The sequence below is a fragment of the Rubricoccus marinus genome (assembly GCF_002257665.1).
Lineage (GTDB): Bacteria > Bacteroidota > Rhodothermia > Rhodothermales > Rubricoccaceae > Rubricoccus > Rubricoccus marinus.
This window is the reverse complement of sequence record NZ_MQWB01000001.1, coordinates 2,867,768-2,890,315: the sequence shown is the minus strand read 5'-3', so window position 1 is coordinate 2,890,315 and position 22,548 is coordinate 2,867,768. Positions and strand designations below refer to the sequence as shown.

Sequence of the window (22,548 nt, the reverse complement as noted above, 5' to 3'; positions counted from 1 at the left end):
GGCCAGCTTCTCCGCCGACACGATCCTCGTGGATCAGAATGCCCGCATCAAGGCGGACTACGAGTTCCAGTTTTCGTTCGACCTCACGCAGGACGACGGGCTCGTGGTCGGCCGCATCCGCGCGATGCGCGAGGGCGACACCGTGTACCGCGAGGCCGGCTTCACCGCCGACACCACCCGCTACCAGAGCGGCGTCATCACCAACGACGATATCGCGGGTGGCACGTTTGTCGAGCCCGTGCTGGAGCTAGATGTGGAGGACGGACCGTACTCCGACAACCTCTGGACCTTCGAGGTCATCGGCAGCCGCGCCGACTCGGAGAACTACATCCTTCACGAGCGCACCTTCGTGCGCCGCGCCACGGGTGAGGAGTTCACGCTCACGCTCCGCAGCGACAAGCCGTTCACGATGTACCGCCGGGACCGCCCGGAGGAACTGGAGCAGCCCGAGACGAAGACCGCCTACGCCGAGCGCTTCCGCGCCGCCGCGGCTTCCCTCCTGCACCGCTCCGAGCAGTAAACGACGTCGTCCCAATCGCGGGCCCACTTTTTCCGCCACGCGAACGGCCGCCTGCACACGGGGCAGGTCTTCGTGGGCAGGTGGGGCTTCTTGTGGGCCATCGGATGATCCGGCCTCTGGCGCAGACCCGCGCCAGAGGCCGCTTTGCGTGAGCGGGGAGTGGAAAACCCCGAACGGGCAGACGGGTTCACGGCCTGAACCCGCCCGCGACGCGTTGACGACACATTCGATCGAAACCCTCCGCACAGCCCGCTACCTCACGCTGGGCGGCCCCCCGCCAGAGGACCTGACGGCAGATGCGTTGGGCGGCGTGCGCGAGGTGTGGCTGGCGTGTCACGGCTACGGCCAATCCGCGGCGCGGTGGGCGCGGCACTTCGAGCCGCTGGCGAGCGCCGAGCGGCTGATCGTGGTCCCAGAGGCGCTAAGCAAGTTCTACCTGGACGACCGCTACCAGCGCGTCGGCGCGAGCTGGATGACGCGCGAGAACCGCGAGAGCGAGGTCGCCGACCAGATCCGCTACCTGGACGCGGTGATGACCGAAGCCTGTGGCCGCGCGGGAGTCGATCTCGCTAGCGTTCGCCTGGTCGGGTTCGGCTTCAGCCAGGGCACGGCGACGATCATGCGCTGGCTGGAGCAGAGCGCACTCGTGGCCCAACGCCCGCGCCGGGCCAACCGCGTGATCCTCTGGGGCGGCCGCGTGCCGACCGATCTCGACCTCGGCGCGCAGCGCCCATGGTTGGAGCAGGCCGACCTCCACATCATCGCCGGGGACCGTGACGCGGTCGCGACGCCGGGCCGCGTGATCGCGCAGGAGACCGCGCTCCGCGAAGCGGGCATCCCTTACCAGACGATCACCTTCTCGGGTGAGCACCGCCTCAACGCGCGCGTCCTCGCAGGCCTGGGGGCGCTGTGAGCCCGGCGCCGCCCCGGTCCGGTACGCCGCCAGAGGCCTCTGGCGAGCGCCTTGCAGCCGGGCGCTTCGCGCCGAGCCCGACGGGCGATCTGCACTTGGGCAGCGCTCTGGCACTTGTGGCATCGTGGGCAAGCGTGCGGACCAAGGGGGGGCGCTTCGTGTGGCGCGTGGAAGACCTCGACGGGCCGCGCACCGTGCCCGGAAGCGCCGAGCGCCAGATGGAGGACGCACGCTGGCTCGGCTTGGACTGGGACGAAGGGCCGGACCCCGCCTCTGGCGAGGACGTGGGGCCACACGGGCCGTACTGGCAATCCAGACGGAGCGCGCTCTACGACGCGGCGCTGGCGGACCTCGCCGCCAGAGGCCTGCTGTTCCCATGCCGACGCTCGCGGAAAGACCTCCAGTCCCTCGCGAGCGCGCCGCACGGAGCGGCCTCTGGCGCGTCGGCGGGCCTGCCGCCGTACCCGCGCCGCTGGCGTCCTGCAGACCTCGCGCCCGAATGGTTCGATGACCTCGGCCCCCGTCCCGACTGCGCGCTCCGCTTTCGCGTCGATGGCGCGCCGGTCACGTTCGAGGACCGCGTGGTGGGGCGCGTGACCGAAGACGTGCAGCGAGCCGTCGGCGACGTAGTGCTGAAGCGGCGGGACGGCGTGTTCGCGTACCAGCTCGCCGTCGTCGTGGATGACCTCGCGATGGGCGTGACCGAAGTCGTGCGTGGCATGGACCTCTTGGACTCCACGCCGCGGCAGATCCTGCTCCTCCAAGCGCTCGGCGGCGCCGTTCCCACCTACGCCCACGTGCCTTTGCTCGTCAACGGCTCGGGCGAGAAGCTCTCCAAGCGCGACGGCGCGGTGTCGCTCCGCGAGATCCGCGACGCCGGCGCCTCGCCAGAGGCGGTCCTCGGCTGGCTCGCGTGGGCGCTCGGCCAGATCCCCGAACCGCGGCCTCTGGCGCCAGAGGCCCTCGCACAGGACTGGCAGTGGGGTGCGGTCCGTCCCGATCCTGTCGCGGTCCCACGAACTCTCAGCCGCACGCTCTCTCACCGATGACCCACCCCGCCATGCGCATCGCCTCCCTCGCATTCCTCTTCGCTCTCGCTGGCTGCGCGAGTTCGGGCAACGGCGTCTCGGAGCCGCCCCCGCTCGGGACGTGGCGCGGGACGCTCCTCTCGCTTGACGCCGGGACCGCCATCCCAGCCCAACTCATCATTGAGGAGGGCGTCCGCGTAACGCTGATCGCGGGGGCCGCTCGCGCGATGGGCACGGACGCACGGAGCGCGGGCACACGCCTCATTTTCCGCGTAGACCAGTTCCCGGTCACCAACACCACGCGGCGCTCGCTGCGGTGCGATCTCGCGAACACCGGGACGGACGCCTGGGAGGGAGACTGCCGCGCGGGCGCCGCCACGTACAGGCTTCGCCTCTTGCAGTCTACGCGGGCCTAGAGGCGACGCGCCAGAGGCCCTGTAAGGTTTAGCTCGCCGCCCGGCGCTCCTCCAAAATCGGCGCCTCGCCGTGCTCCACCACGCCGCGCGTGACGCGGACCACGGTGGAAGGCTTGGCCTCTGGCGCGTCGAACATGAGGCCAAGCATGGACTCCTCCAAGACCGCGCGGAGGCCTCTGGCGCCGGTCTTGAGCGCGAGCGCCTTTTCCACGACCGCATCCAGCGCGTCGTCGTCGAAGACGAGCTCCACGCCGTCCATGGCGAAAAGCTTCTCGTACTGCTTGGTGAGCGCGTTCTTGGGGTCCGTGAGGATGCGGCGGAGGTCTTTGGCCGTCAAGCCGTCCAGCGGCGCCATGACGGGCAACCGCCCGATCAGCTCCGGGATCAGCCCGTAGCGCATGAGGTCCTCGGGGCGGGCGTCGCGGAACAGGTGCGGATCGTCGGCCTCGACGCGCACGCCCCCGGCGTTGAAGCCGATGGCGGAGTGCGAGCGCCGCCGCGCGATAAGGGGCGCGAGCCCGTCGAACGCGCCACCGCAGATGAACAGCACGTGGCGCGTGTCGAAGGAGATCAGGTTTTGCTCCGGGTGCTTGCGTCCACCTTTTGGCGGCACGCCGGCCACGGTCCCCTCCAGCATCTTGAGCAGCGCCTGCTGCACGCCCTCGCCGCTCACGTCCCGCGTGATGCTCGCGTTGTCGCCCTTGCGCGCCAGCTTGTCGATCTCGTCGACGTAGATGATGCCGCGCTCGGCGCGCTCGATGTCGAAATCGGCCGCTTGGAGTAGGTGGCTGAGGATGCTCTCCACGTCCTCGCCCACGTAGCCGGCCTCGGTCAGCGCCGTGGCGTCGGCGATGGAGAACGGCACGTCCAGGACCTTCGCGAGCGTGCGCGCCATGAGCGTCTTGCCCGTACCGCTCGGGCCCACGAGCAGGATGTTGCTCTTCTCGATCTCCACGTCGTCGTAGGCGTGGAGATGCTCCTCGGCCTCGATGCGCTTGTAGTGGTTGTAGACGGCGACCGAGAGCGCGCGCTTGGCGCGGCTCTGCCCGATCACGTGCTCGTCCAGCGCCGCGTTGATCTCGCGCGGCGTCAGCCGGTTGTTCCGCGCGTTGAACGGCCGCCGCGCCGGCGCCGGGTACGGCTGCATGTCCCCGCGCACGATGCCGTTGGCGTCGTAGATGCAGCGGTCGCAGATGTACACGTCCGGCCCGGCCACCATCGAGGAGACCTCGTGGGCGGTGCGTCCACAAAACGAGCAGCGAATGAGGTCGTCGGCCGGGACCATCTGACGGGGAGCCGTGGGTGGGAAAGCGCGGGGCACATGTTAAGGCCCCGCCTCTGGCGGTGACGGTGGAGGGTGCGAGGAGCGGCGCGTTTCGCCAGAGGCCTCTGGCGGGCGCGATCTTGCGGGCACACCTCCGCCCGCAAGATGCCCTACCTCGACCACGCCGCCACGACGCCCCTCCGCGAAGAGGCGCTGGACGCCATGCTGCCGTGGCTGCGCGAGGAGTACGGCAACGCGTCCTCCCAGCACGGCCCGGGGCGGCGCGCGCGCGTGGCCGTCGAGAACGCGCGGAAGGCCGTGGCCGCCGTCCTGGGCTGCGAGCCGGCCGAGGTCCTCTTCACTTCGGGCGGGACCGAGGCCGACAACGCCGCCCTTCGAGGCGCGCTCGGGCCTCTGGCGCCGGAGGCCCGCACCGGGCTCGTGACGAGCGCTGCGGAGCACGACGCCATCCTGCGCACGGCCGAGGCGTGGCGCGAGGCCGGGCACGCCGTAGCGGTCGTACCGCCTCTGGCGAGCGGCGCGGCGGACCCGGAGGGCCTCGCCGCAGCCACGTCAGAGACCACCGGGCTGGTCTCCGCGATGCTCGTCAACAACGAGGTGGGCGCCGTGTCGGACATCACGCGGATCGCGGCGGACGCGCACCGGGCTGGCGCGCTCGTGCACACCGACGCTGTGCAGGCGCCTGGCTTGCTGCCTCTGGCGGTGGACGCGCTGGGCGTGGACCTGCTCTCGCTTTCCGCCCACAAAGTGAATGGCCCCAAGGGCATCGGCGCGTTGTTCGTGCGCGCGGGGACCGCGTTCGCGCCCTCCGTGCACGGCGGGGCACAGGAGCGCGGCCGGCGCGGCGGGACCGAAAACGTCGCCGCTATCGTCGGCTTCGCGACTGCGCTGACACTCGCGGAGCAAGAGCGCGAAGAGACCTATGCGCGCCTCTCGCGCCTGCGCCAGAGGCTCGCGGCCCAGATCCGCGCGGCGCTCCCGGAGGCCGTCTTCAACACCGCCGATGCGACGGAAGGGGAGAGCCCGTCCTCGCCAGAGGCCTCTGGCGCCCTCGATCCCCAGAACGCAATCCCGACCGCTCCCCACATCCTCAGCGTCTCGTTCCCGCCCGGCCCCCACGGCCCCCTGGACGGCGAAATGATCCTGCTTGGGCTCGACCTCGCGGGCGTCCACGCCTCCGCCGGAAGCGCCTGCACCAGCGGTGCGCTCACGCCCAGCCACGTGCTCCTCGCGATGGGCGTCCCGCGCGAGACGGCTGCCGCGACCGTGCGCTTCTCCCTCGGCCGCACTACCACCGAGGCCGACATCGACGCGGCCTCTAGCGCGCTGGCCGCCGTCGTTCGTCGCGCGCGAGGCGTGTAGATTGGGGGATCGTGACCGATCCTCCACCCGACCACCTGCCGCCACTCCTGCTCGGGGATGTCCCGTGCGACGGAGAGGTCGTGAGCACCTGGGACGCGTTCCGCGAGGCCGTCGCCGCGTCGCCTCGCCGCATCGGCGTCATGCGGGCGTCGGCCCCCGGCGGCCCGTCCGCCCACGACCTCACGGCGTGGCTGCGGGGCCCCGGGCGCACGCCGCGCGTGGTCGTCATCGGCGGCGAGGACGAGCTCGCTCTGCTGGCCTCTGGCGCCAGCGAGGTGCTGGAGGCCGATGCGAGCCGCGCCGAGACCGAGCGCGCCGTCGCGCGCGCCCGCGCCAGAGGCCTCTGGCGCGCCGACGCCGAGCGCTTCCGCGTGATCGTGGAGCACTCCCGCGACGTGGTGACCGTGGTGGACGAAAAGGGCCGCTACGTCTACTCCAACCCCGCCACGGAGGAGCACCTTGGCTACGCGCCAGAGGCGCTCCGGGGCACGAGCGCCTTTGACATGTTGCACAAAGAGGACGTGCCGCACGTGATGGGCGTCTTTCTCGAAGCCATCGGGACGCCGGGAACGTCGCGGTCGGTCTCGTACCGCGTGCGGATGGCCTCGGGCGAAGTCCTGAACATGGAGGCCGAAGGCCGCGCGCTCGTGGGCGCCGACGGCGAGCCGTACGCCATCATCACCTCGCGCGACGTGACCGAGCGCGTGCGCGCCGAGGCCGCGCTCCGCGACAGCGAGGCCCGATACCGCTCGCTGCTCGGCGCGCTGCCGGACGTGATCTCGCGGATCCGCCGCGATGGTCTCGTGCTCGCCTTCCACGTGCCGCCCGTGTTTACCACGGAGTTCCCCGCCGACGCCCTTCTCGGGAAGGTGCTGCCGCAGGAGATCCCGGCGCCTCTGGCGAAGAAGTTCAAGGACGCCATCGCCCAGATCGAGGCCGGGGCGCCGGGGCCGGTGACGTACCGCTACGAGGTGGAGGTCCAGGGCGAGGCGCGCCACCGCGAGGTGCGCATCGTGCCGCACGGGCCAGACGAGGTGCTCTCCATCCTGCGCGATGTGACGCCGGAGGTCAACGCCGAGAGGGGCATCCGGCAGAGCAAAGCGGAACTGGAAGCCTCGCAAGCTGATCTCCGCGCGCTCGCGGCACGCCTCCAGGACGTGCGCGAGGAAGAGCGAACGCACCTCTCGCGCGAGGTCCACGACTCCCTCGGCCAGCAACTCACCGCCATTCGCTACGCCGTCGGCTGGTTTGGGCGGCAGCTCCCCGGCCATGCCGAGGCCGAGCGCCGCCTCGCCGACGCCAGAGGCCTCATCGACGAGACCATCCAACAGGTCCGCCGCATCTCCGCCGACCTCCGCCCGGGCGTGCTGGACGATTTCGGGCTCGTCACCGCGCTGGAGTGGTTCGCCGAGCGCACGTCGGAGCGTACCGGCCTGGACATCTTGGTCAAGGCCTCTGGCGACGCCAGCGGCGCGCCGGACGACGTGGCGACGGCGGCCTTCCGTATCGTGCAGGAGGCCCTCACCAACGTGGCGCGCCACGCCGAGGCAACCTCGGTGGTGATCAACGTGGAGGTGGAAGACTCCCGCCTGCACGTGCGCGTCACCGACGACGGCGTTGGCCTAGACGCCGACGCGTTGCAAGCGCGCCGCTCGTTGGGCGTGCTCGGCATGCGCGAGCGCGCCCGCGCCCTCGGGGGCACGTTGCGCCTCGCGGGATCCCCTGGCAGGGGTGCCACCGTTCTGGTCTCCTTCCCGCTCCCCCCGCCCCCATGATCCGCGTTTCCATCGCCGACGACCACGCCGTGGTCCGCCGCGGCCTCGCCGAGATTCTTCGCCAGACCGACGACATCGAGGTGCTGGCCGAAACCGCCGACGGCGACGCGCTCCTGGATTCCCTCCGCGAGCGCAGCCCCGATGTCGTGGTCATGGACCTCCGGATGCCGGGCCCCAGCGGGCTCGACCTCGTCAAACACCTCCGCGCCGAGTTCCCGCAGTTGAAGGTCCTGGTGCTTTCGGCCAACCCGGAGGACCAGTACGCCGTCCGCATCGTCCGGGCCGGGGCCTCTGGCTATCTCACCAAGGAGAGCGCCGAGGCCGAACTGGTGAGCGCCGTCCGGCGCGTCGCGGGCGGCAAGAAGTTCCTCACGCCCGGCATGGCCGAGGCGCTGCTGGACCAACTGGACTCTGACCCCGACGAGGCCCCGCACGCGCAACTCTCCGACCGCGAGTTCCAGGTCATGCGGCTTATCGCGTCGGGCCTCCCGGTGAGCGCCGTCGCTGAGAAGCTCTCGCTCTCGGTCAAGACGATCTCGACGTACCGCACGCGCCTGCTCCAGAAGATGGGGATGGCCAACAACGCCGAGATCACGCGCTACGCCATCGAGCAGGACCTCGTGGATTGACCCGCGCGCTCAGTGCAGGCGCTTCGCCAGAGGCCACGTTGTAGGACAGACGCGGACGGGAAGCGGGGGCGGGAGCCGACGCGAGGACAGGGCGCGCCCAGGGGGCTTCTCAGCCTCGTCAGAGTAGGTTAAGGCATGCATCCTCCCCTCCGCGTTTTCGTCGCCGACGACTCCCAGATTATCCGTGGTCTCATCGCCGACCTGCTCCTCGCCTCCGATGACCTCGAACTGGTCGGTGAGGCCGCGGACGGCGTTGAGGCGATCACCCGCGCGCAGGAGGTCCGCCCCGAGGTGGTAGTTCTGGATTTGCAGATGCCGCGCATGAGCGGGCTTCAAGCGCTCCGCGCGCTCCAGGTGCGCCTGCCCGAGACGAAGGTGGTCATCCTCACCAACCACGGCGATGCGGTGTACCGCCGGACGTGCATGGACGCGGGCGCTACGCACTTCCTGGACAAGTCTCTGGACCTCGACGGCATCGGGGATGTCCTCCGTCAGGTAGCCAGAGCGCGGGCGTAGTCCAGACACGGACGGGCCGTTGGAGGTCGCTCCGATAGCGGGCCGCCGGGCCGTTCCGGACCTTTGCACGAGGCGTCCACGGTGCCTCGTATGGAGTGCCCTCGTGGCGCACCGTTCTACCCGGGAGCGCAGCACATCTAATGCGCTCCCGCGTGCCGCCCCAGGTCGAGAGGGTCCTGGGGCGGCTTTTTTTGTGCTGCTCGCCCGCGCCAGAGGCCTCTGGCGTCAGCGGAGCCCGTAGGCGGACAAGGCCTCCCGGAAGACCGTCGCGTGGAGGTCGGCGGTGTCGTGCGCGGACGTGCGGCGGTCTGCGCGTGCGCCGCGCGTGGCGTAGCCGCCGGAGAGGAGCAGGCACAGCGGCACGCCCGAGGCTCGGACGGTCTCGCATACGTAGCGGTCTCGGACCGCGAGCCCCTCGCGCGTGAGCGAGAGGCGTCCGAAGCGGTCGTCGGCGAGCACGTCCACGCCCGCGAGGTACACCACGAGATCGGGGTCGCTCTCGCGCAGCGCCAGAGGCAGGTGGTGCGCGAGCGTCGCGAGGTACTCGTCGTCCCCCGTCCCGTCCGCCAGCGGCACGTCGCGCGTGGACGGCGGCTTGACGAACGGGTAGTTCTTGGCGCCGTGGAGCGAGAGCGTGTACACGCCGCCGCGCGGCCACGCGCGTTCGCCGCCGAACACGAACGCGTTGCCGTCGCCCTGGTGCACGTCCAAGTCTACCACGAGCGCGCGCCGTAGCCAGCCCGCACGCTGGAGGCTGATCAGCGCGACGGCCACGTCGTTGAGCACGCAGAAGCCACGGCCGCCCTCGGGGTGAGAGTGGTGCGTGCCGCCGGCGAGGTTGCCGGCGAGGCCTCTGGCGTCCGTAAGCGCGGCGAGGCAGGCGTTCATCGTCCCCTGCACGGCAAGGCGGCTGCGGCGCCAGAGGCCGGGGCTCTGCGGCAGGCCCATGCGGCGCTCGGCCTGACGCGTGAGCGTGGAGGTGGCAAGCGCGTCGAGGTACTCGCGCGTGTGGACGAGGAGGAGGTCGCTCCAGTCGGCCTCGCGCGGCGTCATCACGTCCTCTGGGGCGATCACGCACTCCGCTAGCAGGATCTCGTGGAGCGCGGAGAACTTGCCCATCGGGAAGGCATGCTTCTCGGGCAGCGGTACAACGTAGCCGGGGTGGTAGGAGACTTTCAGGGCGGGAACGCGTGGGGCGCGGCCTCTGGCGCCAGAGGCGAGGGTTTGGTGGAGTTCCGAACGGCCGTAACCTGTGCGCCGATCCTTCCCCCGATCTCATGATTCGCACCTCCGCTTTTCTCTTCGTGCTCAGCGCGCTCGTTGGGTGCAACCCGCTGATGTACGTGCCGCAGCCGATCCCCGCGGCGCCCCGGACGACGGGCGTAGAGGTCCAGGGCGACCTCGGCATGGCGTTCCTCTCTGGGCAGGTCCGCGCGACGGGCTCCCCTGCCGATGGCCTCGGTCTCTACGCCAGCGGCCACTTCGCGGGCGGGGGCTCGGGCAGCGACGGCGACTGGAACCACAGCGGGCGCGGCGGCGAGGTCGGCGTGCTCGGGCTCGGGCGCTTTGGCGAGATCGGGTTCGTCGAGGGCGGCATCGGCGTCGGCACGACGAGCGTCCGGGCGTACGATTACTACTTCGACAGGGGCCCGGACGACATCCGCGCCGACGTGGTCCGCTCCAGCGCCCACATCGGCGTCGGCGTGGAGCGTGATCTGGAGCCGGGGTACGGGCGGACGGAGTACATGTCCGTCGGCTTCCTCGTGCGTGGGACGTACGTCAACGTGCAAAACGTGAGGGCGACCGACGGTGGCTTCACGTCGTACGAGGACGAGGCGCAACGCTTTATCGAGCCCGCTTTCCGCTTCCGCTACGACGCGGACGTGTTCGCGATCGAGACGCAGGCGGGGATCAGCCTCCCGCTGGAAACGGATGCGTACCGGCAATACGATGCGTACCCGTTGTTCGGCGGCGTGGGCCTGAGCTTCCGACTGGACCGCCTGTTCAGCTCGCGCCCGCCTTCGCGCCCGGCCATCCCCAACGCTCCGTAATGGTGGCCTCTGGCGCCAGAGGCCTGCGCCCTCGGTCCGCGCGGACGGCTACGCCGCGACGGCGCGCCTCTGGCGCTCGGGACGGAGCCACAGCGCCCGCTCGGTGAGCAGCAGCAGCAGCGCCAGCGCCAGAGGCCACTGGTAGCGCTCGGCGTAGGTCTCGTAGCGCTCGCCGCCTGCCACGGCGCGGTCCAAGCCGTCCAGTCGGCGGTCCACGTCGGCGGCGACGGAGCCGCGGCGCCCGAGGCGGAACACGCTCCCGCGCCCGGCGACGGCCCGGAGCGAGGCGTCCTCGTACCGCGTCGTGACCTCGGCGCCCTCGCGGTCGGTTTTATAGCCCACGATGGCGCCCTGGCGGCGAAGCGGGATCTTCCCGCCGTCGTCAGTCCCCACGCCGATGGCGAACAACTCGGCGCCGCTCTCGCGCAGCGCGTCCGCGCCAGAGGCCCCGCTGCCTTCGTGAGCCTCGCCGTCGCTCACGACGAGGACGGCGCGCGGGCGGTCGGCTTCGGCGGCCTCTTCGAACGCGGCGCGGGTCACGTCGAGCGCCGCGCCGAGGTCGGTCCCTTGGAGCGGGACGAGCGACGGCTCGGCGGCGTCGAGGAACAGGCGGAAGGCGGAGCGGTCGGTCGTGAGCGGGCACTGCAAAAACGCCTCGCCCGCGAAGACGACGAGCCCGACGCGCGCGCCCGGACGCTCCTCCACGATGCGCTGGATCTCCAGCTTCGCGCGCTGCAGCCGGCTCGGCGCCACGTCCTCGGCCTCCATCGACTGCGAGACGTCGAGCGCCACCATGAGGTCCAACGACTCCTGCGTCGTCTCGCGCAGGGTGCGCCCAAACCGCGGCCCTGACAGCGCGATCACCACGCACGCCACCGCTCCGGTCACGAGCGCGGCCCCGACGACGCGCCGCCGGACCACCCCTCCAGAGGCCGCAACGGCCGGTGAGGCGCCGGGCCCGAGGAACAGCGCCAGTGCCGCCTGCCTCTGGCGCGCCGCGTACGCGTAGAGCGCCGCCGCCAGAGGCGCGAGGAGCAGGAGCCAGAGGGCTTCGGGGGTGGAGAAGTTCATGGGTGAGGAGAAGGGAGAATGCCGCCAGAGGCCATTGCTCGGGACCGGGCCTCTCGCGTTACGGGACGGTGCGGAGGCGCGTGGTGCTCAGGGCGATGGAGAGCGCCAGAAGCCCGAGCGCAGGCCAAAGCGCGAGCGGGTACTTCTCGTCAACGTCCAGGAAAACGGTTTCCTCGATCTCGGTCTTTTCCAACTCGCCGATGGCCTCGTAGATGGAGCGGAGTGCTTCGGTGTCGGTTGCGCGGAAGTAGCGCCCGCCTGTCTGGCGTGCGACGGCCTGGAGCGTCTCTTCGTCCACGTCCGCGGCGGGACCGAGAAGGCTGCCCCCGAACGGGAGCCGGCCGCGCTGGTTGGCGCCGTCGCCGCCCACGCCGATAGCGTAGACGCGCACGCCGAGCGCTTCGGCGGCCTCGGCGGCCGTCAGCGGGTCCACCTCGCCGCGGTTGTTCTGGCCGTCGGTGAGGAGGATGACCACCTTGCTGTCCGCGTCCGAATCCCGCAGGCGCGAGACCGCGGTCGCCAGCGCCGTGCCGATGGCCGTCCCGTCCTCCACGACGCCGATGCGGACCTCGCCGAGCATCCGCTGGAGAAAGCGGTAGTCCAGCGTCAGCGGCGCCTGGGTGTACGCCCGCGCAGCGAAGACCACGAGCCCGATGCGGTCCGACGTGCGCCCTTCGACGAACTCGCCCGCGACACGTCGCGCGGCCTCGAACCGGTTGGGCACGAAGTCCTCGGCCGTCATCGAAGTCGAGATGTCCAGCGCGAGCACGATGTCGATGCCCTCGGACGTGCGCTCAACGCTGGCGTCGCGGGTTTGAGGCCGCGCCATCGCAAGGGTGCCGAGGACGAGCGCCGCCAGGAGCAGCGCCTCGGGAAGCCACCGCAGACGCGCCCAGACCGTTGTCGGCACGCCAGAGGCATCGGCAGTGGCGGGGAACGAGACCGCCTGCCCGGTCCTGCCTCTGGCGGCCCACGTGCGCCACGCGAGCCACGCGATGGGGAGGAGCAGGAGGAGCCAAAACGGCTGAGCGAGGATCACGCCAGAGGGTCGGGTGCGGGCGGCTCAAACTCGCCACGCGGCGCCCCTCGTGCCCGGCGCAAGGCGGCCTCTGGCGCCAGAGACTTCCCCTTTTAGAACTTCGGCCTTGGGCTCTTTGGGCGGTGCCCAGTGTCGTCACGAAGAGGCGCGCGGATGCGGGAGCAGTCCCGCCAGAGGCCGCGTCCCGGAGATCGGGTCCTCGGAATGCCCGCTCAGGAGGGGCAGTCGCTGGCGTCCATCCTGCCGCCCTCCAGAGCAGCGGCGTCCATCGTGATATTGGCCTCGTCGATCCCGGTCACTACCGCAGTGCCGCCGGCGGACTGTGCCTTGTTGCAAAACGTGATCGCGATCTGGGTTGGGCTGCTCACTGCGATCGCGAAGCGCGCGTTGTACCCCTCGTAGTACGCGTTCCCGCCGGTAGAGTACCCGATGGCATCGAGCGTGAGGCCGGTGTAGGCACCCTGCCCACCGCCGTGGAGCTTCGGCTTGAGTGCCCACACCTGGCTGTCCGAGATCATGCGGAGCGCGTCGTTGACCATCGCGTCGCCGGCGGCCTGTTCTTGGTTGCGCTCGAACGCCTGCAGGCCCACGACGACCGCGAGGCCGACGATTACGATGCCGAGGACGAGGAGGAGAAGCTGTTGCTGACCCATGGAGAAGAGCGTAGGGGAGGAGTGCCCGCGAGGAAGGGCTGACCCCTGATATCGGCCTCTGGCGCTACATCTCGCGTTCCGAGGCGTTTATGGTGCCGCTATGGACATCTCCTCGTGCGGTTTACGCCCCTCAAAGAGAGGCCCAGTGGCTACCGCCAGAGGCCTCTGGTGGCTACGCGCTCGCGGCACGGACGGCGTCCACAAGCGCGGGCAACACGTCTCCGGCGCGGCCCCCCACGGTCTCGTCTAACTCGTGCGCGATGGCGCTAGGCTCCGGGTTGACCTCGGCGACATAGGCGCCGGCCGCGCGCGCTGTCAGGGGCAGCCCGGCAGCGGGAAACACGACCGCGCTCGTACCGACGGAGAGGTACACATCGGCGTCCAGCGCGGACTGCTCGGCGCGGTGAATGGGCTCCTCGGGGAGCATCTCGCCAAACCAAACCACGTCGGGACGGATGAGGCCGCCGCAGGCGGGGCAGACGCCGGGCTCGCCTCTGGCGATGGCGCCGGTATTGTCGCCAGAGGCCGGGCGCTCGCACGCGATGCAATGGGAGCGGAGCAGCGAGCCGTGGAGTTCGACGACGTGCTCGGAGCCCGCGCGGACGTGAAGGCCGTCCACGTTCTGGGTCGCGAGGAGGAACGATCCGCCTCTGGCGACGACGAGGCGCTCCAACTCGGCCAGGGCCTCGTGGCCCGGGTTCGGCGCCACCTCCTCCACGACCTGCCGCCGGTGCGCGTACCAGCCCTGGACAAGCGTCGGGTTGGCGAGAAACGCCTCGACGTTAGCGAGCTCCTCGGGCCGGAACTGTTGCCAGAGGCCGTCGGGATCGCGGAACGTTGGCACGCCGCTCTCGGCGGAGATCCCCGCGCCCGTCAGCACGCCGACGTGCCGGGCCGTGGCGAGGCGTTGGACGAGGGCGGTCGAGAACAGCATGGCAGCGGGCCTCTGGCGTTAGAGACGGGGAGTGGTTACGGCGTAGCGTCCGATTTTTGCGTGGCTTCCGCGGCTTCTCGCGCGGCTTCCTCCTGCGCCTTGAGGTGCGCTTCGACGGCGTCCAGACCCGTGCGAGCGCGCGTGAGCACGTCGCCAGAGGCCTCGGGGCCCGGGCGGAGGTCGGCGAACTTGACGCGGTCTGCGGCGCGGAGGGCCCCTCGGAAAGCGGCGCGGGGCTCGTCGGGCAGGCGCGAGGCAAGCGTGGCGTCGATCTCGCGAGTGGTGCGCTCGCGAGCCGGGACGCCCACGCGGCGCTCCAGGTAGACCCGGAGCGCGTCGGCCAACTCCACGAACCACGCCTGCGACGCCTCTGGCGTGGGCGGCGACGCCGCGAGCGCGTCGAGCCGCGCGAGGGCCTCGGGGTACGGGCGCGCACGCGGCGTGGGCCGCTGGCGTGCAGGCTTTTTCCATAGGCGCCAGAGGCCCCAGCCAGCGAGCGTGAGGACCGCGAGGCCGAGAATGCTGAGCAGCGCCCAGACCGGCCGTGGATCGGGGAACGCGAACGGCTCAGCAGGCGGCTCCGGCTCGGCGTCGGGGCCCGGGACGAGGCGGCGCACGCGGACCTCGCGCGAGGCAGAGGTCACCTCGGTCGTGTCCGCGCCAGAGGCGAAGCGCACGGAGACGGACACCATCGCGGAGTCCGCAGTGAAGGCGAGTGCGCGGTACACCACGCTGTCGGTCTGCACGCGGCCTCTGGCGCGAGGCGCGAAGCGACGCAGGTCGGTCGCCTCAGCATCGCCCAGGGCGACGAGCGGCGCGGCCTCAGGCGTGCTCTCGAGGGGAATGGCAGGAAAGAGCACCTGCACGCCCGGCGCGTGATCGGCCGCGACGGCGACCTCGAAGGCCTCGCCGAGCGCGACCGTATCGGCGAGGACGTAGAGCCTCACGCGCGAGGCGTCCGGCCCAGACTGTGCTGCGGCGGTCGGCGCCATCGCGCCAGAGGCCAGCACGAGCCCGGCGAGCAGAGCGGTGGTGGAGACCGGCCCGCGCCTCTGGCGCCGGAGGCGAGGCACCCATCCACAGTTCCTGGAGTCCAGTCTCTCTGTCATTCCCGGTTCCGCCGCCGGAAAAACGCCGCCAGAGGCCCCACGAAGTCCTCGCCGGTGCGGACGGTGACGGCGCCCACGCGGGCGCGCTTGAGCGTCTCGACGGTTTGTACCTCGCGGTCCTGCGCGCGGCGCGCGAACGCCTCGCGGGCCTTCCGGCTGGAGGTATCGATCAGGACCGGCTGGCCCGTTTCCGAGTCCCGCAGCGTGACGAGGCCGACCGACGGCAGCTCTTCCTCACGCGGGTCCACTACGCGGACCGCCACCACGTCGTGCCGTGCTGCGAGATGCCGCAGCGACTTCTCGTAGCTCGCCTCCGAGCTTCTGGCGCCAGAGGCCGACTCGCGGAAGTCGCTCACAACGACCACGATGGCGCGGCGCTTGAGCACCCGAAGGGCGTGCTCGAAGGCATCTCGTAGGTCCGTCCCGGTATGCTCCGGCTCGTGGACGTAGAGGTCTCGGATGACCCGGAGCACGTGGCGGCGACCTTTGCGCGGTGGCACAAAGCGCTCTACGCGGTCGGTGAAGAGCAGCAGGCCCACCTTGTCCTGGTTGCGGATCGCGCTGAAGCCCAGGACGGCGCAGACCTCGGCGGCGAGCTCGCGCTTGAGCGTGCCGGTGCTGCCAAAGGCCTCGCTCGCGCTCACGTCCACGCACAACAGCAGCGTTTGCTCACGCTCCTCTTCGTAGAGCTTGACGAACGGCTCGCCAGAGCGCGCCGTCACGCTCCAGTCGATCGTCCGCACGTCGTCGCCGATCTGGTACGGGCGCACCTCGGCGAACTCGATGCCGCGGCCCTTGAACGCCGAGTGGTACTCGCCTCCAAACACGTCTTCCACGAGCCCCTTTGTGCGGATCTCGACGTGCCGGATTTTGCGGAACAGCTCGCGGGGGATCACCGGGAGGAGGGGGGCGTGAAGAAAACGAAACGGGCGGGCCTCTGGCGCCAGAGGCCGAGGGGTTCTCGGAGCCCGGCGTCTGCTCCGGTTAGATTACGGCTCGGGCGCGGGGCACGTCTCCCCCTAGCGGGCGTGGCCCTCCTTCCTCTTTCCTCTTCGCTCCTTCCTCAGATGGCCCGCATCGCCGTCCTCGTCTTTCCCGGCTCCAACTGCGACCACGACGCCTACCACGCCGCGAAGCACGTCTTCGGGCAGGACGCGCGCTTCGTGTGGCACAAGGAGGACAGCGTCGGTGACGCCGACCTCGTGATCGTGCCCGGGGGCTTTTCCTACGGCGACTACCTCCGCTCTGGCGCCATCGCGCGGTTCTCGCCCGTGATGAACGACGTGGTGCGCCACGCGAACGAGGGGGGGCTGGTGATGGGCGTGTGCAACGGCTTCCAGGTGCTCTGCGAAGCCGGGCTGCTGCCAGGCGCGCTGCTCCGCAACGTCAGCCTCCGGTTCGTCTGCCGCGATGCCCACCTCCGCGTCGAGAACGCCGAGACGCCGTTCACCAACGCCGCGGCCTCTGGCGACGTGCTGACCATCCCGGTCGCGCACGGCGACGGCAACTATACCGCCGACGAGGCCACGCTGGACGCGCTCGAGGCCAACGGCCGCGTCGTGTTCCGCTACGTGTCGGCCTCGGGCGAGGTCACGCCAGAGGCCAACCCCAACGGCTCGGCGCGCAACATCGCGGGCATCATAAACGAGGGCGGAAACGTGCTGGGCATGATGCCGCACCCGGAGCGCTGCGTGGAGGAGCTGCTCGGCCACGAGGGCGCCGACGGTGCGGTCCTGTTCCGCTCGGCGCTCGCGCACCTCGGCGAGCCCGCTGAGGCCGTCGCGCCGTGATTCGCGTTCCGGCTGAGGTCCAACGCGCGTTCGCGCTCCCGGTCTCGCCAGAGGCCGCGTTCGCCCTCATGCGCGACGTGCCCGCCTGGGGGGCCCTGTTTCCCAACGTCGCGCGCATCACGGCTCTGGAGGAGGACGTGTGGCAGTGGGACATGAAGCCGCTCGGCCCACCGGGCTTCGAGGCGCGGACCGTGTACGCGTGCCGCTACGTTTTCAACGCCGAGGCGCACGAGGTCACCTGGACGCCCGAGCCGGGTGTTGGCAACGCTACGTTCGCAGGGGGCGTGCGTTTCGCGCCAGAGGCCTCTGGCGGCGGTACCGCCGGAACGCTGTGGCTCGACGCCGCGCTGGACATCCCGGCGCCGCGCTTTATGGGCGGCATCGTGCGACCGGCCGTCGCGTTCGAGTTCGGGCGAATGACGGACCAATTCCTGTCCCGCCTAGAGACCGCCGTACGCGATCTCTAGGCGCCAGAGGCGCTCGCCCAGGGGAGGCCTCTGGCTCGAGGACTACTTGACGACGGTGTACGTGGATACGCGGCCGAGGTCGGCGTATAGGCTTTCTAGGACGAAGCTTCCATCCGCTGCGGCGACGTCTTCGGCCGTGAATGACTCGCTCGCCCCTACCAGTTCGGCTGTGAATCTCCCTTCGCCGTCGTCATCGAAAACGACGATGGAGATGCGAGACGTGGACGTCGCAACCTCGAAGCTGTCGGAAAACGTGAATGTGAGCGGCTGCGAGAGGTCGACGTCCTGGACCACCTCGCTTTGGAGGTAGTCGCCCCCGCCGGGGTCCTGCACCTCTAGGAACAGGTCTGGCCCGGTCCCGTCGTTGTCCCATCTCCGCTCCGGCAGGTCCTGGACCGTGATGGAACTGATCGTGACCGGAACGGCCGGCTCCTCTTGGATCTCGTCGATGAAGTCGCAACCCGTGAAAACGAGGGCGCAGAGGACGAGCGGGGCGAAAATGCGTGCAGGCATGGTGAGAGACGTGTTGTTACGCAGAGGTATCGCCCTCGGACGATGGCCGCTTAAGAAGACCCTGCTTGCGAAACGAGATCATGGTCGTTTCCAGCGTGCCGTGCCGCATTCTTCGCCGCACCTCTTCGAGGTCCATCCCGTCGTTGAGCCAGATCAGCGCCGCGGTGTGCGTGAGCGAGTGCGGGCTGATGCCCGGCCGCTTGAGCTTCGCCTCGCGGAGGTAGCCGTTGATGCGGCTGCGGATGGACCGCGTGTTGAGCCGCGTGCCATCGCTGCGGTGGCCGTGGCTGACGAACAGCGGGGCCTCTGGCGACGTGTCCTCGCGCTTCTGGAGGTAGGTCACGAGCGGGTCCAACGCCAGAGGATCGAGCGGGACCTGCTGGTCCTTGGACTGCCGACCCTTGCCTTGCACGCGGAGAAAGGCGCCCATGAGCGTGTGGTCCAGGTCGCCGCGGTCCGAGCGGACGAGTTCGATCTCGGCGAGGCCTCCGTAAATCATCAGGCTCACGAGCGCGCGATCGCGCAGGCCGATGATCGTCGCCTGCGGGATAAGGTCGAGCAGGCGCTCCACGTCCTCTTGCGCCAGGACGCCTCGGGTGTGCTGGCCCGGGCGGCGGTTTCCCTTGACCGCGCGGGCGGGGTTTTCCGCGAGGTCGCCTCTGGCGACGAGGTACTCACACAGGCGGCGGAGGGCGGTGAGGTAGGTGGAGACCGAGACCTGGCTCAACTCGCGCTCCTCCATGAGGTAGCGCTTGTACGCCGTGACGTCGTCCTCGCGGAAGCCGAAGCGCGCGTGCGCGCCACTCCCCAAGCGCGCGCCGTGGTACCGCTCGAACTCGTTGAGGGAGCGCCGGTACGTGCCAATGGTGGCGTCGCTCTTGCCTTGGAGGTAGTCCGTGAGGAACCCCTGGAGGCGTTCGGCGAGGTCACCGGCGGTGAGGAACAGGGGGCGATGGGTCCCGCCAGAGGCGGTCTCTCGGTCGGCCATGCGCGCGGGGCGGAGTACGCCGGGCTGAATAACGGTTATCCAAGCTAGGGCGGGCCTCTGGCGCCTGCAACCGGGGTGCGCCCGGTCTGTACGCGAGCCAAGCGCCAGAGGCGAGCCGAACAAAAAAGGCCCCCACCCGGATGGGGTGGAGGCTTCTGCTGACACGCCGAAGCGGTCTTAGAACAGGTTGCTCTCGGCCGTGATGGACTCCAGCGACGCGCGGTAAGCCGCGAGGAAGCTGGCCGCCATCGAGCCGTCGATGATGCGGTGATCGTAGGAGAGCGAGACGTACATCATCTGGCGGATGGCGATGACGTCGCCCAGGTTCGGGTCCTCGACCACGACCGGCCGCTTGACGATGGCTCCGGGGGAGAGGATGGCCACCTGCGGCTGGTTGATGATCGGCGTGCCCATCAGGCTGCCGAGGCTGCCGACGTTCGTGATGGTGAACGTGCCGCCCTGGAGCTCGTCGGGCTGGAGCTTCTTGCTCCGCGTCCGCTCGGCGAGGTCCGCGATGTTGTGCGTGAGGCCGGTCAGGTTCTGCTGCCCCGCGTTGCGCACGACCGGGACGAGAAGCCCCTTGGTACCGATCGCGACGGCGATGCCGATGTGGAACGCCTTCTTGATGTGGATCTCGTTGCCCTCCACGGAGGAGTTCAGGAGCGGGTGCGCGCGGAGCGGCTCCACGGCGGCGTGCAAGAAGTACGGGGTGTACGTCAGCTTGACGCCCTCGCGCTTCTGGAACTCCGTTTTGTGCGCGTTGCGGTGCGCGACCAAGCCGGTCACATCGATCTCCGCGAACGAGGTCACGTGTGCGCTCGTGGACTTCGAGCGCGTCATGTGCTCTGCGATCAGCTGACGCATCCGGTCCATGTGCATCACCTCCACGCCATCGCCAGAGGCGTCGGACGTGGGAGCCGGGCGTGGTGCGGGCGTAGCGGCCTTGGGAGCCGCTGGCGCCGGCTGGGCCGGGGCGACGGGCGTAGGCTGCGCGGGGGCGGCCTGAGCTGCGGGCGGGGTCTGGGCCGCTGGCGCGCTGGCGCCCCGGGTCTCCAGGTAGCCCATCACGTCGGCTTTGGAGATGCGGCCGTCGGAGCCCGTGCCCTTGATGCTCTGAAGCTCGGAGAGCGAGACGCCCTCGGTTTCCGCGATGGAGCGGACAAGAGGGGAGTAGAAGTTGCCGTCGTCGTCGCGGCGCGGGATCGGGCCGCTGTCGCCGTCGCCAGAGGCGGCGTGCTGGGCGGGCTCGGCGAGACCGGGGCCTCCGGGCTGGCCGGAGAACCCGTAGCTCTTCTCGGCGGGCTCGGGAGCGTCGCCCGAAGCGGGCGCGGCCTCTGGCGTGCTCTCGGAGAGCGCCGGAGACACGTGAGCGTTCGTGGGCTCTGGCGAGGCGGGCGACTGCACGGTGCCGTCGACGGCGGAGCCGATGATGGCGATGGGCGTGCCCACGTCGACGGTCTCGCCCTCCTCGACGAGGATCTGGACAAGCGTGCCGGCAGCAGGGGACGGGACCTCGGAGTCGACCTTGTCGGTCGAGATCTCCAGCAGCGTCTCGTCCTGCTCTACCTCGTCGCCGACGGCCTTTTTCCATTCGAGGACCGTCCCTTCCATCACGCTCTCGCCCATCTTGGGCATGACCACTTCCACGCCGCCGCCTGCGGGCGCGCTGGACGGATCGGGCGCGTCGCTAGAGGCCTCTGGCGCGGCCTCCGCTTCGGCGGATTCCTCGGTGCGCATGATGGGCGCGGCCGGCTTGGCAGCGGGCTCCACCTCGGCCAATGCGGCAGGCTCGCTCACGTCGAGCGGCTCAGCGGCCTGCTCGGCGGCCTCTGGCGCGTCGCCTCCGCCAGAGGCTCCGCCGCCGTCGGCGGGCGCGTTCACGTCGGTCTCGATGATGGCGATGGGCGTGCCCACCTCCACGGTGTCGTTCTCCTGCACGAGGATCTCGACGATGCGGCCCTCGGCGGGCGACGGGACCTCGGAATCGACCTTGTCGGTCGAGATTTCGAGGAGGGTCTCGTCCTGCTCGACCGTCTCACCGACGGCCTTTTTCCATTCGAGGACGGTGCCTTCCATGACACTCTCGCCCATCTTGGGCATGACAACATCGACGCGGGCCATTTCGGGAGGGGATTCGGGTTCGGAGGAGAGAGGGGCGAAGATACGGGCTGCTAGCCTACGCCCCCGCACTCGGAAGCGCTCCCATACAAGCGGTGAAGAGCGCGCGGCCTCTGGCGCCAGGGGCTCACACGAGACGGTGCACCTCGGGGGCCACGCTCCGCCCGCGGAGGTCGACGCGGCCGAGCGGCTCGGCGGCGAATTGGCCGGGGGGCACCCGCGCCCAGACCGCGTCGGTGACGAGCACCTGCGAGTCGTATGTCTTGTTCAGCCCCTCCACGCGCGCGGCCACGTTCACCACGTCGCCGGTGACCTTGTACTCCTTGTGCTGCGCCGAGCCGACCGTTCCCGCAATCACCTCGCCCGCGTGCAGCCCGATCCCGACCCGCACGGGCTGAAGCTCGCCAGAGGCCACCTCTGCTTCCACGCGCGCTACGATGTCCAACGCCGCCTCCACGGCGCGCATGCAGTCGTCCGGCGTCGCCAGAGGCGCACCGAACACGGCCATGAACCCGTCGCCGAGGAGTTGGTGCACGATGCCGCCGCGCGAGGTCACGGCGTCGATGGTGAGGCCGAAAAAGCGGTTGAGGAACGTGACCACGGCCTCGGGCTCGGCCTGCTCGGCGAACGTCGTGAAGCCGCGCACGTCCAGAAACATGATGCACGCGTGCGTGCGCCGACCGGGCGGGTCGGCGTCGTAGCGCAGCAACTCTTCCACGACGGCCGGGGCCGTGTGGCGGCCGAAGATGTTCAGGATCCGCGTGTGCTCGGTCGCCTTCTGCGCCGCGTCGAGCGTCTGCGCGGACTGCATCGCGAGGATGGTGAGCAGCCGCCCGTCCTCTGGCGTGAACGCCACGCCAGAGGCTCCGGCGGGTTGCGCCTCCAATGAGGCGGCGGTCGCGCGCTTGTTGTACAGCGTGAGCACGCCCAGAAAGCGCCCGGCCGAGATCAGCGGCGCGCAGAGAACCGAGCGAACGGACTCGCCCCACTGGAAGCCCGAGAACGGCGCTTCCGCACGGGGATCCGCGAGGCGGAGCGTGCGGCGGTTGGCGTCCATCCAGGCCATGAGCGCTTCATCCGGCCGGAGGTCGGAGCCTCTGGCGTCGCGGACCGTCCGCACAAACGTGGCCGCGGCGTCGCCAGAGGCGCGGCCGACGAGCGTGACGACGCCTTGCTCGGCGCCGATGGCGTCGACCGAGCGGCTGACGAGCGTGTGGACGGCGGCGTCGAGGTCCTTCGCGCTGCCGAGCGCGACGGCGATGTCGTTGAGCAGGGAGAGTTGCCCGACGTCGCGGCGGAGTTCGTCGAGTTCGGTCATGGAAGGAGAGCGCCGCAGTGTGGAAGTAGGGGCTCTGAGTGCTTGGATTTTAA

At 70.3% G+C, this 22,548-nt stretch carries 24 protein-coding genes; 11 read left to right on the top strand and 13 right to left on the bottom strand.

The annotated features are described in order from the left end of the window. Positions 1–520 (top strand): hypothetical protein (locus BSZ36_RS12160; protein WP_179271168.1); only part of this gene is annotated, 520 nt, incomplete at its 5' end. On the opposite strand, the gene BSZ36_RS20100 is transcribed toward BSZ36_RS12160, so the two are convergent. Then, a complete protein-coding gene (locus BSZ36_RS20100; RefSeq protein ID WP_094549314.1) occupies positions 463–621 on the bottom strand; it encodes a DUF2256 domain-containing protein in 159 nt (52 codons plus the stop codon). The two genes, BSZ36_RS12160 and BSZ36_RS20100, sit on opposite strands and share 58 nt — an antisense overlap. Positions 622–734: 113 nt before the next feature. Here BSZ36_RS20100 and BSZ36_RS12150 point away from each other — a divergent pair, with 113 nt between their 5' ends. From BSZ36_RS12150 to BSZ36_RS12140, 3 genes are read left to right on the top strand one after another with little or no spacing between them, the layout of a single operon-like run. After that, positions 735–1,433: an alpha/beta hydrolase gene (locus BSZ36_RS12150; protein ID WP_094549312.1), complete on the top strand. Its 699-nt coding sequence runs from the start codon at positions 735–737 to the stop codon at positions 1,431–1,433. Then, on the top strand, positions 1,430–2,482 hold the full coding sequence (gluQRS, locus tag BSZ36_RS12145; protein ID WP_094549310.1) for a tRNA glutamyl-Q(34) synthetase GluQRS: 1,053 nt from the start codon (positions 1,430–1,432) through the stop codon (positions 2,480–2,482). The genes BSZ36_RS12150 and gluQRS overlap by 4 nt, the downstream gene beginning before the upstream one ends. After that, entirely contained in the window at positions 2,479–2,877 is a 399-nt protein-coding gene (locus BSZ36_RS12140; RefSeq protein ID WP_094549308.1) for a hypothetical protein, read from the top strand. The genes gluQRS and BSZ36_RS12140 overlap by 4 nt, the downstream gene beginning before the upstream one ends. 28 nt (positions 2,878–2,905) lie before the next feature. On the opposite strand, the gene clpX is transcribed toward BSZ36_RS12140, so the two are convergent. Then, a complete protein-coding gene (gene clpX / locus BSZ36_RS12135; RefSeq protein ID WP_094549306.1) occupies positions 2,906–4,162 on the bottom strand; it encodes an ATP-dependent Clp protease ATP-binding subunit ClpX in 1,257 nt (418 codons plus the stop codon). A 144-nt stretch (positions 4,163–4,306) separates the two neighbouring features. Here clpX and BSZ36_RS12130 point away from each other — a divergent pair, with 144 nt between their 5' ends. From BSZ36_RS12130 to BSZ36_RS12115, 4 genes are all read left to right on the top strand, one after another. Further along, positions 4,307–5,524, top strand: coding sequence for a cysteine desulfurase family protein (locus tag BSZ36_RS12130; protein WP_094549304.1), 1,218 nt, complete (start codon positions 4,307–4,309; stop codon positions 5,522–5,524). Positions 5,525–5,535: 11 nt separating this feature from the next. Then, on the top strand, positions 5,536–7,299 hold the full coding sequence (locus BSZ36_RS12125; RefSeq protein WP_094549302.1) for a PAS domain-containing sensor histidine kinase: 1,764 nt from the start codon (positions 5,536–5,538) through the stop codon (positions 7,297–7,299). Then, positions 7,296–7,928 (top strand): response regulator, encoded by a 633-nt coding sequence (locus BSZ36_RS12120; RefSeq protein ID WP_094549300.1) that lies wholly within the window; start codon positions 7,296–7,298, stop codon positions 7,926–7,928. The genes BSZ36_RS12125 and BSZ36_RS12120 overlap by 4 nt, the downstream gene beginning before the upstream one ends. A 135-nt stretch (positions 7,929–8,063) precedes the next feature. Continuing rightward, positions 8,064–8,444 (top strand): response regulator, encoded by a 381-nt coding sequence (locus tag BSZ36_RS12115; protein ID WP_094549298.1) that lies wholly within the window; start codon positions 8,064–8,066, stop codon positions 8,442–8,444. Positions 8,445–8,669: 225 nt separating this feature from the next. Here BSZ36_RS12115 and BSZ36_RS12110 read toward each other — a convergent pair whose 3' ends face one another. Further along, positions 8,670–9,563 (bottom strand): histone deacetylase family protein, encoded by an 894-nt coding sequence (locus BSZ36_RS12110; RefSeq protein ID WP_218827657.1) that lies wholly within the window; start codon positions 9,561–9,563, stop codon positions 8,670–8,672. A 158-nt stretch (positions 9,564–9,721) separates the two neighbouring features. Between BSZ36_RS12110 and BSZ36_RS12105 the strand changes: the two genes are divergently transcribed. Then, positions 9,722–10,495, top strand: a complete 774-nt coding sequence (locus BSZ36_RS12105; RefSeq protein WP_094549294.1) for a hypothetical protein — start codon at positions 9,722–9,724, stop codon at positions 10,493–10,495. A 48-nt stretch (positions 10,496–10,543) separates the two neighbouring features. Here BSZ36_RS12105 and BSZ36_RS12100 read toward each other — a convergent pair whose 3' ends face one another. The 6 genes from BSZ36_RS12100 to BSZ36_RS12075 all read right to left on the bottom strand — a co-directional run bounded on the left by BSZ36_RS12100 (position 10,544) and on the right by BSZ36_RS12075 (position 16,197). Next, a complete protein-coding gene (locus tag BSZ36_RS12100) occupies positions 10,544–11,566 on the bottom strand; it encodes a VWA domain-containing protein (protein ID WP_094549292.1) in 1,023 nt (340 codons plus the stop codon). A 58-nt stretch (positions 11,567–11,624) separates the two neighbouring features. Beyond that, positions 11,625–12,605, bottom strand: coding sequence for a vWA domain-containing protein (locus BSZ36_RS12095; RefSeq protein ID WP_094549290.1), 981 nt, complete (start codon positions 12,603–12,605; stop codon positions 11,625–11,627). Positions 12,606–12,817: 212 nt separating this feature from the next. Beyond that, complete coding sequence (locus BSZ36_RS12090; RefSeq protein ID WP_094549288.1) at positions 12,818–13,258, bottom strand: hypothetical protein; 441 nt, start codon at positions 13,256–13,258, stop codon at positions 12,818–12,820. A 172-nt stretch (positions 13,259–13,430) separates the two neighbouring features. Continuing rightward, entirely contained in the window at positions 13,431–14,192 is a 762-nt protein-coding gene (locus BSZ36_RS12085; protein ID WP_094549286.1) for an SIR2 family NAD-dependent protein deacylase, read from the bottom strand. 35 nt (positions 14,193–14,227) lie between these two features. Then, positions 14,228–15,265, bottom strand: a complete 1,038-nt coding sequence (locus tag BSZ36_RS12080) for a hypothetical protein (protein ID WP_094549284.1) — start codon at positions 15,263–15,265, stop codon at positions 14,228–14,230. 32 nt (positions 15,266–15,297) lie between these two features. Next, the gene (locus tag BSZ36_RS12075; RefSeq protein WP_094549282.1) at positions 15,298–16,197 is read right to left on the bottom strand and encodes a DUF58 domain-containing protein; all 900 of its coding nucleotides are present in this window, start codon (positions 16,195–16,197) and stop codon (positions 15,298–15,300) included. A gap of 171 nt (positions 16,198–16,368) precedes the next feature. On the opposite strand from BSZ36_RS12075, the gene purQ reads away from it, so the two are divergent. Together purQ and BSZ36_RS12065 are read left to right on the top strand one after the other, a co-directional pair. Beyond that, on the top strand, positions 16,369–17,091 hold the full coding sequence (gene purQ / locus BSZ36_RS12070; RefSeq protein WP_094549280.1) for a phosphoribosylformylglycinamidine synthase subunit PurQ: 723 nt from the start codon (positions 16,369–16,371) through the stop codon (positions 17,089–17,091). Further along, positions 17,088–17,558, top strand: coding sequence for an SRPBCC family protein (locus BSZ36_RS12065; protein WP_094549278.1), 471 nt, complete (start codon positions 17,088–17,090; stop codon positions 17,556–17,558). The genes purQ and BSZ36_RS12065 overlap by 4 nt, the downstream gene beginning before the upstream one ends. Before the next feature lie 42 nt (positions 17,559–17,600). On the opposite strand, the gene BSZ36_RS12060 is transcribed toward BSZ36_RS12065, so the two are convergent. The 4 genes from BSZ36_RS12060 to BSZ36_RS12045 form a co-directional block, all read right to left on the bottom strand. Beyond that, entirely contained in the window at positions 17,601–18,071 is a 471-nt protein-coding gene (locus BSZ36_RS12060; RefSeq protein WP_094549276.1) for a hypothetical protein, read from the bottom strand. 16 nt (positions 18,072–18,087) lie between these two features. After that, positions 18,088–19,059 carry a tyrosine-type recombinase/integrase gene (locus BSZ36_RS12055; protein ID WP_094549274.1) on the bottom strand — a complete coding sequence of 324 codons (972 nt, stop codon included), beginning with the start codon at positions 19,057–19,059 and terminating at the stop codon, positions 18,088–18,090. Positions 19,060–19,236: 177 nt separating this feature from the next. Beyond that, on the bottom strand, positions 19,237–21,180 hold the full coding sequence (sucB, locus tag BSZ36_RS12050; RefSeq protein ID WP_094549273.1) for a 2-oxoglutarate dehydrogenase, E2 component, dihydrolipoamide succinyltransferase: 1,944 nt from the start codon (positions 21,178–21,180) through the stop codon (positions 19,237–19,239). Between the two features lie 124 nt (positions 21,181–21,304). Continuing rightward, positions 21,305–22,495 carry an adenylate/guanylate cyclase domain-containing protein gene (locus BSZ36_RS12045; RefSeq protein ID WP_094549271.1) on the bottom strand — a complete coding sequence of 397 codons (1,191 nt, stop codon included), beginning with the start codon at positions 22,493–22,495 and terminating at the stop codon, positions 21,305–21,307. Positions 22,496–22,548: the final 53 nt, after the last annotated feature.